The organism is Pseudomonas sp. FSL R10-2189 (genome assembly GCF_009600325.1).
In the GTDB taxonomy this organism is placed as follows: Bacteria; Pseudomonadota; Gammaproteobacteria; order Pseudomonadales; family Pseudomonadaceae; genus Aquipseudomonas; species Aquipseudomonas helleri.
Genome location: NZ_WIVZ01000011.1, coordinates 1 through 13,037 on the forward strand (window position 1 = coordinate 1; position 13,037 = coordinate 13,037).

General features: G+C 59.7%; 11 protein-coding genes and 1 tRNA gene. All 12 read right to left on the reverse strand.

The window, feature by feature from the left end; all coding sequences use genetic code 11:
• Position 1: 1 nt before the first annotated feature.
• The 12 genes from GHO32_RS10515 to GHO32_RS10570 all read right to left on the reverse strand — a co-directional run bounded on the left by GHO32_RS10515 (position 2) and on the right by GHO32_RS10570 (position 12,891).
• Positions 2–74: transfer RNA gene (locus GHO32_RS10515), tRNA-Val, on the reverse strand.
• A 92-nt stretch (positions 75–166) separates the two neighbouring features.
• Positions 167–946, reverse strand: coding sequence for an SDR family oxidoreductase (locus GHO32_RS10520; protein ID WP_123748712.1), 780 nt, complete (start codon positions 944–946; stop codon positions 167–169).
• Complete coding sequence (locus GHO32_RS10525) at positions 943–2,154, reverse strand: O-succinylhomoserine sulfhydrylase (RefSeq protein WP_048369020.1); 1,212 nt, start codon at positions 2,152–2,154, stop codon at positions 943–945. Before GHO32_RS10525 ends, GHO32_RS10520 begins: the two co-directional genes overlap by 4 nt.
• A gap of 82 nt (positions 2,155–2,236) precedes the next feature.
• Complete coding sequence (gene purF / locus GHO32_RS10530) at positions 2,237–3,742, reverse strand: amidophosphoribosyltransferase (protein WP_048369019.1); 1,506 nt, start codon at positions 3,740–3,742, stop codon at positions 2,237–2,239.
• A gap of 41 nt (positions 3,743–3,783) precedes the next feature.
• Complete coding sequence (locus tag GHO32_RS10535) at positions 3,784–4,341, reverse strand: CvpA family protein (protein WP_282364663.1); 558 nt, start codon at positions 4,339–4,341, stop codon at positions 3,784–3,786.
• Positions 4,342–4,447: 106 nt separating this feature from the next.
• Positions 4,448–5,086 carry an SPOR domain-containing protein gene (locus tag GHO32_RS10540; protein ID WP_123748711.1) on the reverse strand — a complete coding sequence of 213 codons (639 nt, stop codon included), beginning with the start codon at positions 5,084–5,086 and terminating at the stop codon, positions 4,448–4,450.
• Positions 5,070–6,377, reverse strand: a complete 1,308-nt coding sequence (gene folC, locus GHO32_RS10545) for a bifunctional tetrahydrofolate synthase/dihydrofolate synthase (protein WP_153334804.1) — start codon at positions 6,375–6,377, stop codon at positions 5,070–5,072. Before folC ends, GHO32_RS10540 begins: the two co-directional genes overlap by 17 nt.
• Positions 6,374–7,294 (reverse strand): acetyl-CoA carboxylase, carboxyltransferase subunit beta, encoded by a 921-nt coding sequence (gene accD, locus GHO32_RS10550; protein WP_153334803.1) that lies wholly within the window; start codon positions 7,292–7,294, stop codon positions 6,374–6,376. Before accD ends, folC begins: the two co-directional genes overlap by 4 nt.
• Before the next feature lie 271 nt (positions 7,295–7,565).
• Entirely contained in the window at positions 7,566–8,189 is a 624-nt protein-coding gene (locus tag GHO32_RS10555; RefSeq protein ID WP_123748709.1) for a phosphoribosylanthranilate isomerase, read from the reverse strand.
• Between the two features lie 63 nt (positions 8,190–8,252).
• Complete coding sequence (truA, locus tag GHO32_RS10560) at positions 8,253–9,077, reverse strand: tRNA pseudouridine(38-40) synthase TruA (protein ID WP_153334809.1); 825 nt, start codon at positions 9,075–9,077, stop codon at positions 8,253–8,255.
• Between the two features lie 203 nt (positions 9,078–9,280).
• Positions 9,281–11,704, reverse strand: a complete 2,424-nt coding sequence (locus GHO32_RS10565) for a FimV/HubP family polar landmark protein (RefSeq protein WP_153334802.1) — start codon at positions 11,702–11,704, stop codon at positions 9,281–9,283.
• 176 nt (positions 11,705–11,880) lie between these two features.
• On the reverse strand, positions 11,881–12,891 hold the full coding sequence (locus GHO32_RS10570) for an aspartate-semialdehyde dehydrogenase (protein WP_153334801.1): 1,011 nt from the start codon (positions 12,889–12,891) through the stop codon (positions 11,881–11,883).
• Positions 12,892–13,037 lie beyond the last annotated feature (146 nt).

The following is a 13,037-nucleotide window of genomic DNA, read 5'->3' on the forward strand; positions in this document are numbered from 1 at the left end:
GTGGGTGATGACGGGATCGAACCGCCGACCCTCTGCTTGTAAGGCAGATGCTCTCCCAGCTGAGCTAATCACCCTTTGCTTCGTTGAGGCCGCGAAATTTACGCAGGTATTGAACCTAAGTCAAGGACAAGGTTGAGTTTTTTTCAAAAAAAGCAAAAAAACTCAGTTACTCGTCATAAACCATTTTCTTGCTCATGCCACCGTCCACGACAAATTCCTGCCCGGTGACAAAACCGGCATTGCGCGACAGCAACCAGGCGACCATCGCCGCTACGTCTTCAACGGTACCTACCCGGCCAGCCGGGTGCTGCGCGTGATCGGCGTCGGTTAACGGCTCAGCGCGACGCACAGATGGGTCACGTGCGTCGATCCAGCCTGGGCTGACAGCATTGACGCGGATCTCCGGCCCAAGGCTGATGGCCAGCGCATGGGTCAACGCCAACAACCCGCCCTTGCTCGCCACGTAAGCCTCGGTGTCTGGCTCTGACTGGCGGGCGCGAGTGGACGCCAGGTTGACGATCGAACCACAATGCGCGCGCAAATAAGGCGCGCAGTGCTTGGCCAACAGCATCGGCCCGGTCAGGTTGACGGCCAGTACGCGGTTCCAGTGATCCAGATCGAGGCTTTCAAGGGTCTTGTTGTGCGGATCGGCAATCGCGGCGTTGGAGACCAACGCATCGAGACGCCCGAACTGCCCCAACACTTGGGCCACGCACTGAATCACGTCGGCCTCGACCGACACGTCCATGGCCACGAACCAGGCGCTGTCACCCAGCGCCTTGACCACTTTGGAGCCACGCGCACGATCAATGTCGGTCAGCACCACTTGCCAACCTTCACTGATCAACCACGCCGCAATCCCCAGGCCAATGCCGCGTGCAGCACCGGTCACCAGTGCTACACGGCCATTGCCCTCAATCGCTGATTCAAGCGCCCATTCGGTCACAGTACGGCCAAGCCTCGCGACAAGTCAGCTTGCAGGTCAGCCACGTCCTCCAGGCCGACCGCAATGCGGATCAGGCTGTCACGAATGCCGGCCGCTTCGCGCTCTTGTGGCGCCAGACGACCGTGGGAGGTGGTCGCCGGGTGGGTGATGGTGGTTTTGCTGTCACCCAGGTTGGCGGTGATGGAAATCAGGCGGGTGGCGTCGATAAAGCGCCAGGCGCCCTCTTTGCCACCTTTGACTTCAAAGCTGACCACTGCACCGAAACCGCGCTGCTGGCGCTGGGCCAATGCATGCTGCGGGTGGCTTTTGAGGCCCGCGTAGTGAACTTTCTCGACGCCGTCCTGCTGCTCCAGCCACTCGGCCAGGGCCAAGGCGCTGGCGCAGTGTGCGCGCATACGCAGGTTGAGGGTTTCCAGGCCTTTGAGGAAGATCCAGGCGTTGAACGGGCTCAGGGTCGGCCCGGCAGTGCGCAAAAAGCCGACGACTTCTTTCATCAGTTCGCTGCGCCCCGCCACGACGCCGCCCATGCAACGGCCCTGGCCGTCGATGAATTTAGTCGCCGAATGCACAACGATGTCAGCGCCCAGCTTGACCGGCTGCTGCAACGCAGGCGTGCAGAAGCAGTTGTCGACCACCAGCAGCGCACCCTTGGCGTGGGCAATTTCTGCCAGCGCGGTGATGTCTACCAGTTCTGCCAAGGGGTTGGACGGCGACTCTACAAACAGCAATTTGGTGTTCGGCTTGATCGCCGCGTCCCAGCCTTGCAGTTCGGCCAGCGGCACGTAGTCCACCTCAATGCCAAAGCGCTTGAAGTATTTTTCGAACAGGCTGATGGTCGAACCAAAGACGCTGCGCGAAACCAGCACGTGGTCTCCAGCGCTGCACAGACTCATCACCACCGACAATATGGCGGCCATGCCGGTTGCTGTGGCAACGGCTTGCTCTGCCCCTTCCAATGCCGCGATACGCTCTTCGAACGCACGCACGGTGGGGTTGGTGTAACGCGAGTAAACGTTGCCCGGGACCTCACCCGAGAACCGCGCCGCCGCATCGGCAGCCGTGCGGAACACGTAGCTGGAGGTCAGGTACATTGCATCACCGTGCTCGCCTTCTGGCGAACGGTGCTGGCCAGCACGCACAGCCAAGGTGTCGAACGCTACGCCCTCGAGGTCGCTGTCCAGCCGACCGGCATCCCAATCCTGACTCATGCTGCCCACTCCTTGCCTTGTATATAAATGCTTTTAAGTAAGAACAATGCAAACCGGCCCATCAGGGCCGGTGTGTTGAAGCTTAGTTGTTGTACAAGCCTATCGTTGCACCGACGCCTTGAGCAATCACCTTGGAGGCATCATTGCGCGCACGCTCGATGCGGTCCAGATAGTTCTCGTCAATGTCGCCGGTCACGTACTTGCCGTCAAACACCGCGCAGTCAAACTTCTCGATCTTGATCTTGCCGCCACCGACCGCTTCGATCAGGTCTGGCAGGTCTTGATAGATCAGCCAGTCAGCGCCGATCAGGTCAGCCACGTCCTGGGTGGTACGGTTGTGGGCGATCAGTTCGTGGGCGCTTGGCATGTCGATGCCGTATACGTTCGGGTAGCGTACAGCCGGGGCTGCCGAGCAGAAGTAAACATTCTTCGCACCCGCTTCACGGGCCATCTGAATGATCTGCTTGCAGGTGGTGCCACGTACGATCGAGTCATCGACCAGCATCACGTTCTTGCCACGGAACTCCAGTTCGATGGCGTTGAGCTTCTGGCGCACGGATTTTTTACGTGCAGCCTGGCCCGGCATGATGAAGGTACGGCCGATGTAACGGTTTTTAACGAAGCCTTCGCGGAACTTGACGCCCAGGTGGTTCGCCAGCTCCAGCGCAGCGGTACGGCTGGTGTCCGGAATCGGGATGACCACGTCGATGTCGTGGTCTGGACGCTCGCGCAGGATCTTCTCGGCCAGCTTTTCGCCCATGCGCAGACGCGCCTTGTACACCGAAACACCGTCGATGATCGAGTCAGGGCGCGCCAGGTACACGTGCTCGAAGATGCACGGGGTCAGTTGCGGGTTTACTGCGCACTGACGGGTGTGCAGCTTGCCGTCTTCAGTGATGTAAACCGCTTCGCCCGGCGCCAGGTCGCGAATCAGGGTAAAGCCCAGCACGTCGAGCGACACGCTTTCGGAAGCGATCATGTATTCGACGCCTTCGTCGGTGTGACGCTGGCCGAACACAATCGGGCGGATGCCGTTAGGATCGCGGAAACCGACGATGCCGTAACCGGTGATCATCGCCACCACGGCATAACCACCGCGGCAACGGTTGTGCACGTCAGTCACGGCGGCGAAAACGTCTTCTTCGGTCGGCTGCAACTTGCCACGCTGCGCCAATTCATGGGCGAAGACGTTGAGCAGTACTTCCGAGTCCGAGTTGGTGTTGACGTGACGCAAGTCAGATTCGTAAATCTCCTTGGCCAGCTGTTCAACGTTGGTCAGGTTGCCGTTGTGCGCCAAGGTGATGCCATACGGCGAGTTGACGTAAAACGGCTGTGCCTCTGCTGAAGTCGAGCTACCTGCTGTTGGATAACGCACATGGCCGATGCCCACGTTACCAACCAGGCGCTGCATGTGGCGCTGATGAAACACATCCCGCACCAACCCGTTGTCCTTGCGCAGGAATAACCGGCCGTTATGGCTGGTTACAATACCGGCAGCATCCTGGCCGCGGTGCTGGAGGACGGTTAGCGCGTCATACAGCGCCTGATTGACGTTCGACTTACCGACGATACCGACGATGCCACACATGCGACGCAACCCCTACTTAATGGATCTGAACTGAACACCGCTCACTTGGGCTGAATAGCCGGCAAGAGGTGCTCCTTGAACGGTAGATCAGCAGGTGCGCTGATACCGCTGGCCAACCATTGGCTACTCCACCCCAAAATGAGGTTTTTCGACCAATCGGCAACCAATAGAAATTGTGGCATGAGCCTGGACTCCTGCCACCACGAGTCTTGCTGCACCGGCCCCAGGCTCAAAAGCCCGACCCCCACGACCACCAGCAACGCGCCACGCGCAGCGCCAAAGGCCATGCCGAGAAAACGATCGGTCCCGGACAACCCGGTGACGCGAATCAGTTCGCCGATAAGAAAGTTGATCATTGCGCCTACCAGCAAGGTGGCGACAAACATGATGGTGCACCCGGCAATGATGCGGGCGGAAGGTGTTTCGATGTACCCGGCGAGGTACTGTGACAGCGAACCGCCGAACATCCAGGCGACAACCCCGGCAATGATCCAGGTGCACAGCGACAGCGCTTCTTTTACGAAGCCGCGCTTCAAGCTGATCAATGCAGAAATGGCGATGATTGCAACGATCGCCCAGTCAACCCAGGTAAATGGCACAGTTCAGTCTACAGACAGATAAGGCGGCGCATTTTAGCAGAGCGCCGCCTCTCAAGTCAGGCGATTTATCAGTGCATTGGCTATCAGATCCAACCTTTTTATGCGCTTAGCCACGCTCAGGCTGGAAGCGCACCACAAAACCCTTGAGATTTTGCTGCTTGTCGAGAATGTCACGCATCCGATCGGCCTCTGCACGCTCCAGCAACGGCCCTACAAAAACCCGGTTCATCCCGCCAGACGATCGAACGTAAGCGTTATAACCTTGATTACGAAGGGTTTTTTGCAAGTTGTCGGCGCTGGCACGATTGGACAGGCTCACCAACTGGATCGACCAACTGATGGGCAAACCGTTAGGGTCTACACGCTTTTGCGTAGTGTCGAGCTTGGCTGGCGGCTGCGCCACTGCTTGCGCTGGCGTGACTGCAGGCGGCTTGGCTGGCGCTACCGGCTTGCTGACCACGGGTGCAACCGGTGCCGGAGCCGGCGCAGGTTTTGGTGCTGCAACCACGGCCTGCTCGACCGGCAGCTCCGGCTCTTGCTCAATCACTTGCGGCTCCGGCACCGGCACAGGCTCTACCTGAACCTGCGGCATGACGGGCGCTTGTGGCGCCGTCGGTGCATCGACCTGAACCTGGCGCTGTTCATCCTGACGCGAAAACAGCATGGGCAGAAAAATCACCGCCAGAGCGATCAGCACCAGTGCGCCGACCATCCGCTGCTTGAATACCTTATCCAGCAAAGCCATTTGCAGCCTCCTCCTTGGCGCGCCGCTCCAGCCATTCAAGCGCCTGAGCGACACAATAAAATGACCCGAACAGCAAAATTTCGTCTTGCGGCGTAGCCCGTTCGCACTGCGCCTCAAGTGCTGCATCCACACTGTCGTACGGGGTAACCGATGTGCCCAAAACTTGCAGCGCAGCCTGCAACTCAGCCGCAGGGCGCGAACGCCCGGTGTTCAGTGGCGCGACTGCCCAATGTTCGACGACATCAGTGAGTTGCGACACAACGGCATCCAGGTCTTTGTCGGCCAACAGACCAAACACCGCCAAACGCTTGCCCGCCAACGGTCGTTGTTGCAAACGCTTGCGTAAATACTCGGCAGCATGGCCGTTATGGCCGACATCCAGCAACAGGCTCAGCGGCTTGCCGTTCCAGTTGATCTGGCGACGGTCAAGACGCCCGGTGACCTTGGTCGCCAACAGCGCCTCGGTAACCGTCTGCGGTTCCCAAGGCCACTGTGTCAGGGCATAGGCCTGAAGCGCCAGCGCTGCGTTTTCCATAGGCAGATCCAGCAGCGGTAAATCGCGCAGCTCGAGCGTTTGCCCTTGTGCGTCACGCCCCTGCCAATGCCAGACCGTGTCGGCAATGGTCAGGTTAAAATCGCGCCCGCGCAGCAACAGCGGGCACGCCAGCTCTTTGGCTTTGTCGAGCAAAGGCTGAGGCGGGTCAAGATCACCGCACAAGGCCGGCTTGCCCTGGCGGAAAATCCCGGCCTTTTCATAGGCAACGGATTCACGGGTATTACCGAGGTACTCCACATGATCGACGCCAATGCTGGTGACCAACGCCATGTCAGCGTCAACCAGGTTGACCGCATCCAGCCGCCCGCCCAGCCCGACTTCTAGCACCACAACATCCAGTTGCGCGCGCTCGAACAGCCAGAACGCAGCCAGCGTACCCATCTCAAAGTAGGTCAGGGATGTTTCCCCGCGACCGGCGTTCAACGCCTCAAAGGCTTCGCACAGCTGCGAGTCCGAGACCTCAACTCCGTCGATCTGCACACGCTCGTTGTAGCGCAGCAGATGCGGCGAGTTGTAGACCCCGACCTTGAGCCCTTGTGCACGCAGCAACGAGGCAACGAATGCACAGGTCGAACCTTTGCCGTTGGTGCCAGTGACTGTCACCACCCATGGCGCGGGCTTTTGCAAGCCCATGCGGTTCGTTACCTCTCGTGCGCGGTCCAGCCCCATGTCGATGGCAGCCGGATGCAACTGTTCAAGATAGGCGAGCCACTCGCCAAGGGTGCGCTGGGTCATAGGTTTGCAGGTGCCGGCGGGACAACGATGGTTTCAACAGGCGCAGCCACAAACACGGGTGTTGGCAGGCCCATCATTTGTGCCAGCAGGTTGCCCAGACGCGGACGCAGTTCCTGACGCGAAATGATCAGGTCAATGGCGCCGTGCTCCAGCAGGAATTCGCTGCGCTGGAAGCCTTCTGGCAGTTTTTCGCGAACGGTTTGCTCAATCACTCGCGGACCGGCGAAACCGATCAGCGCTTTTGGCTCAGCCACGATCACGTCACCCAACATCGCCAGACTGGCCGAAACACCGCCGTACACCGGGTCAGTCAATACCGAGATAAACGGAATGCCTTCTTCACGCAGACGCGCCAGTACCGCAGAGGTCTTGGCCATTTGCATCAGGGAGATCAGCGCTTCTTGCATACGCGCACCGCCGGAAGCGGAGAAGCAGACCATTGGGCAGCGGTTTTCGAGGGCGTAGTTGGCGGCACGAACAAAGCGCTCACCAACGATGGCACCCATCGAGCCACCCATGAAGGAGAACTCAAACGCCGACACCACAATCGGCATGCCTAGCAGAGTACCGCTCATGGACACCAGGGCGTCTTTTTCGCCGGTCTGCTTTTGCGCGCCGACGATGCGGTCCTTGTACTTTTTGCTGTCGCGGAACTTGAGGCGGTCTACAGGCTCCAGATCAGCGCCCAATTCGTTGCGACCGTCAGCGTCCAGGAAGATATTGATGCGTGCACGTGCGTCGATGCGCATGTGGTGATTGCACTTGGGGCAAACGTCCAGGGTCTTTTCCAGCTCTGGACGGTAAAGCACAGCGTCACAAGACGGGCATTTGTGCCACAGGCCTTCAGGTACCGAGCTCTTTTTGACCTCGGAACGCATGATCGAAGGAATCAGCTTGTCTACCAACCAGTTGCTCATGCTTTTTTTCTCCAGTACCGGCGACCTGAACACTGCGGTTCAGGCCCCGTGTATGCCCTTGAGCTTAATTCAATAAGTGTGTGGCGATGATTGTCCGGGAACAGCGGTCAGCCATGGCAAACCAGCGCATCCCTTTCAACCCTCAGCCTTCCCGACAACACGCCCTGAAGCGGTTGGCGCTTTAATTTCTGCCCGTCTTGTCACCGGGCCCACCCGTATCACTGAGCGGTAATGATGGACGGTGGCAGGCTGCCAACCGTCACATCGAGTATCAGTTTGTTGCGCGTACAGCCTGCATAAAGGCCCGAATCTTATCGTGATCCTTGATGCCTTTGCTCTTTTCTACCCCACCGCTGACGTCAACAGCGTAAGGCTGCACCTGAGCAATGGCTTGCGCCACGTTCTGCACGGACAGGCCACCAGCCAAAATAATCGGCTTGCTTAACCCTTGAGGTATCAGAGACCAGTCAAAGGCCTGCCCGGTTCCACCCGGCACGCCCTCAACGTAGGTATCGAGCAAAATCCCGCTGGCCGAAGCGTAAGCTGCACACGCGGCAGCAATGTCGTCCCCGGCTTTGACCCGCAGCGCCTTGATGTAAGGCCGGTGATAGCCCTCGCACTGCTCCGGGGTTTCATCGCCGTGAAATTGCAGCAAGTCCAGCGGCACAGCGTCCAGCGTTTCGTTCAGCTCACAGGCGCTGGCATTCACAAACAGGCCCACGGTGGTCACAAACGGCGGCAGCGCGGCAATGATGGCCCGCGCCTGCGCGGCAGTCACCGCTCGCGGGCTTTTGGCGTAAAACACAAAGCCAATCGCATCAGCCCCGGCGGCCACGGCGGCCAGTGCGTCATCTATGCGGGTAATCCCGCAGATCTTGCTGCGAACGGCTGACATGTTAGCGATACCCCTGAGCACGAGCGTGAAAGTGCCGGATGTTAACAAATGCTTACCCGTGCGTCAGCCGTCGAGTTCGCTAAAACCGGTCAAGAAATGTGGGCCAATGTAACGCTCGGGCAACGGGAACTCGTCGCGGTATTCCACCTGCACCAGATACAGCCCGTAAGGATGCGCCGTCACGCCGCCTGAGCGACGCTCACGGCTCTCCAGCACTTCTTTGATCCATTCCACCGGACGCTCGCCAGAACCGATGGTCATCAGCACCCCGGCAATGTTGCGCACCATGTGGTGCAAAAAGGCGCTGGCGCGGATATCCAGCACGATCATTTGTCCATGGCGCGTCACACGCAGGTGATGCAGCTCTTTGATCGGCGACTTGGCCTGGCATTGCCCGGCACGGAAGGCACTGAAGTCGTGCACACCAAGCAGGTATTGCGCGGCTTGCGCCATGCGCTCGACGTCCAGCGGGCGGTGGTTCCAGGTGATTTCCTGGTTGAGATGCGCGGGACGAATAGGATCGTTGTAGATCACATAGCGATAACGCCGGGCGATTGCCTTGAAACGTGCATGGAAGTTCGCCGGCATCACCTTGGCCCAACTGACACTGATGTCGTGGGGCAAATTGATATTGGCGCCCATGACCCACGCCTTCAGCGAGCGCTCGGCCTGAGTATCAAAGTGCACCACCTGCCCGCAGGCATGTACCCCGGCGTCAGTACGCCCGGCGCACATCAACGACACCGGCGAATCGGCGACTTTTGACAGCGCGTTTTCCAGGGTTTCCTGAACCGTCAGCACGCCATTGGCCTGACGTTGCCAGCCGCTGTAGCGCGAACCTTTGTATTCCACGCCCAGGGCGATGCGGAAAAAGCCTTCGGCGGCCATTTCGGCTGCCGGGTTATCTATATTTGCCAAGGAGTTACAGCCTGCTCATAAACGCAAAGGCGGCCATTATAAGGCCCACCCGCGAAGACGCCATGAATCAAATGACCGGCGTGAGCAAAATGAGCGTTGTAGGAGCGAGCTTGCCTCGCGATCTTTTGATCTTTTTAAAAGATCGCGAGGCAAGCTCGCTCCTACAGGAGGGGTCAGGCCAGGCGGGAGAGCAGTTCGATGGCCTCGGCCTGTTGCTCCGGGCTGCCCTCGCCCATGACTTCGGTCAGGATGTCACGTGCGCCTTCGTCGTCACCCATGTCGATGTAAGCCTGGGCCAGGTCAAGCTTGGTCGCGGCTTCATCGGCGCCCGACAGGAAGTCGAACTCCGGTTCTTCGTCAGCGCCTGCTACAGCCCCGGCAAACGGCTCGGCCATCGCCGGCTCTTCCAGGCTCTGGGACAAGCGCTGTAACTCGGCGTTAACTTTGTCCAGTTCCATTGAGAAGCTGTCCGGCACGTCTGGCACCGCTGGCGCTTCTTCTGACAGAGACAAATCAAAGTCATCCGGCAGGTCGAGGTCAAAATCTGCTGCCTTGTCCAGCGCTGCCTGGGCTTCAGCCTGCTGCTGAAGCACCGCATCGAAACTCTGCTCGTTCGTCTCAATCAGGTCATCAAGACCCTGCTCGGGTGAGACCTGGGTCGGCGATACCGCTTCCAGATCATCGAGACTCAAGTCAAAGTCGTGGTCAAACTCTTCGGCCGGTGGCGTCACCACCGGTGCCGGCTTGAGTTCGGGCTCAGGCTCGACAACCCGGTCGTCGCGCATCATTTCTTTGACAAAATCAGCCTGGAACTGCGAAGCCACTGCTGCCGCGACAATCCCTGCCGCTACTGCAGCCATGGCCGGGTAGCGCACCTTGAGTTGCGCCACTTCGGCGTAGTTTTTGCCATTGGCAACCAGTTGGCGCTCTTGCGCGATAAAGGCCTCACGCTCACCCAACTCGCCATAGACCTGCATCAATTTCAAACGCAGGTCGCTGCGCTGCGGTGCATGGCTGATGGCACTTTCGAGCAGCCCGGCCGCTTCATGGAACTGGTGCTGCTGAATCAATTGCTCCGCTTCAACCAGTACTTCAGCGCCTGACTTGGCGGGTGCCGCCACCGGCGTGACAGGTGCGACTACTGCGGCCGGAGCCGGGGTCGGCGCGGGCGCTGGAGCGGCGTCCAGATGAACGTTCGGCGATGCCACTTCAATGCCTTCAAAGCTGCTTTCTGGCAGGTCGAAGTCTGCCGCGAACTCAGGCTCTTCTTCCAGCGCCCGCGCCATACGCGCATGGCGCTCGGCCGCTTGCTGGGCCTTGCGCCGACGTACCAGCAACAGCAACAAGAGCAACAGCAACAAGACCGCTGCACCACCCACGGCGGCCGTCAGCATCGGGCTGGCGAGCAGGTCCTGGATCTTGCGTTCATCACTGGGCGTATCGCCCGGTGCCGGTGCTACAGCGGTTGCCGGCGCACCTTCAGTGGCCGGGGCGATGTCGTCTTCAGGTGTGTCTGCCGCCTCACCCACCAAGCTGGCTGGCAACGCAGCGCTGGCGTCGAGCGGCGCGGGAGCTTCGCCCTGCAACTTGGCCAGCTGGTTGTTTTTCAATTCGATCAAGCGTTGCAACTTGTCGACCTGGCTTTGCAGGTCTTGTACCCGGCTTTGCAACTCGGCACTTTGCCGACGGCTGCTGTCGAGGCTTTCCTGGGTCATCGCCAGCTTGTCGCTGACATTCTTGGCGTCACTGCCCGCGCCCTTGCCCGCCTGCCCTGCAACCAGGCTCAAGCCATCTTTGACTTCAGCTTTGGGTTGCGCCGTGGCTGCCGGTTTGCGCGCGGTGGCATCCAGCTGCTGAGCGCGTGGCGCGGTACGCCGACCACTGCGCCAGTCAGCGTTTTGCGTCGCGACTTCGGCAACAGCCTTGGACTGGGCCAACTCGACACTTTGCGCGGCCGTCGGCAAGCGCAGCACCTGGCCGGTTTTCAGGCGGTTGATGTTGCCGCCGATAAAGGCATCGGGGTTAAGTGCCTGAATCGCCAGCATGGTTTGCTGCACCGAACCGCCATTGCGCGCCTTGGCGGCAATTTCCCACAAGGTGTCACGGGCAGACGTGGTGTATTGCCCTGCTTCCCCGCCGGCAGTGCTGGCTGCGCTGGCCGGAGCTGTCGCCGCGGCGGCTGCGGTTTGTGGCGAATACTTGGCGGGGTCCAGCAGGACGCTGTAGTCACGCATCAAGCGGCCATTGGGCCACATGACTTGCACCAGAAATTTTACGAAAGGTTCCGACAACGGCTGGCTGGAGGTAACCCGCAGCACGCTCTTGCCGTTGGGATTAATCACCGGGGTAAAACGCAGGTCTTTCAGATACGCCGGATGCGGCACCCCGGCTTTGGTGAATTCGTCTGCCGGCGCCAGGCTGGGCACTACTTCGGCAGCGCTCAGGTCCTTGACGTCCAGCAGCTCGATCTCGGCCAGCAGCGGCTGGTTCTGCGTCGACTTCAGGGTCAGCTCGCCGAGCCCAAGCGCCTGCGCCATACCGGATGACAGCGCCGAAGCGGCGGCTATTGCTAACACTAATTTGCGAACCTGAACCATAGCCTCTTCCTTATTGGTACAGGCCTCGTCCCACGAGACCTGTAAAGCTGCTGCCTGACGACAGTCGAGGACTGTCATCGGCCCGCGCATTGCCTCATTGAATCTGTAAGCCCTGACAGCAGCTTGACTGCGACGCCGCCTCGGCAAACCTGCCAAATAGCGACGCCAAGTATCTTTTACAGTGGGTCTTTTATCAACAACTCAGCCAGTTGTACGGCGTTCAATGCCGCGCCTTTGCGTACGTTATCTGACGCCAGCCACAGATTTAGTTCACTGCTGTCGTCGACACCGTGGCGAACGCGGCCGACATACACCACGTCTTGCCCCACCGCATCGCCTACGGCTGTCGGGTAGTCATCAGCCTCTACCCACTCAATACCCTCACCGGCTTCAAGCGCAGCATTGACGGCCTGCAGGTCAACCGGCGCAGCCAGTTGTAACGACACACTATAGCTATCGCCAAAAAATACGGGAGCTTGAATGCACGTCACGGAAACTTTCAGGCCCGGCATGCCGAGCACTTCACGCAGCTCGGTGACCAGGCGTTTTTCCAGCGGTACATGGCCCTGCTCATCCGGCTTGCCCACCTGCGCAAGCAGGTTAAACGCCATCTGGCGGTCGAAAAAACGGGTTTCCAGGGGGTGCATGTTCAGCAGTGACGTGGTTTGGCGAGCCAATTCAGACACCGCTTCGCGACCTTGGGCCGAGACCGCCAGGCAGGCGGTGACCGTGACGCGCTGCAAGTCCAGCAGTTGACGCAATGGCGCCAGCACTACCGCCAGCGCGGTGGCCGAAGGGCTTGGGCTGCTGATCTGGAACGGTTGCGCGAGCCCGGCCAGGATATGCCCATTGGACTCAGGCACAATTTGCGGGGCCTCGTCAGTTGGCAATGCGCCGGACAAATCGATCACGCTGCAACCGGCCGCACGGGCCTTGGCGGCAAAGCTCAAGGTCACGGCAGGGCCAGCGGCAAAAAATACGAGCTTGGCTTTGCTGAAGTCGAATTCGTCGACTTCACGCACTCGAACGTTTTTACCCCGAAAAGGCACCGAACTGCCGGCCGACTCGCTACTGGCCAGCAGATGCAAGTTGGCAACCGGGAAGTCGCGCTCTTCAAGGATTTGCACAAGTGTTTCGCCGACAGTGCCGGTGGCGCCGACGACGGCGATATCAAAGGACTGGTTCATGTGTCTACCTCAGGCGAAACGTGGGGAGCGGCACTGTACCGGGAGCCACCGATGGAGGCAACGGACAGCGCCTTGTAGCGCCATGGATGACAATAGCGCATGGATAAAAAAACCCGCGGCCCTTGCGAGACGCGGGTTTTGATTGC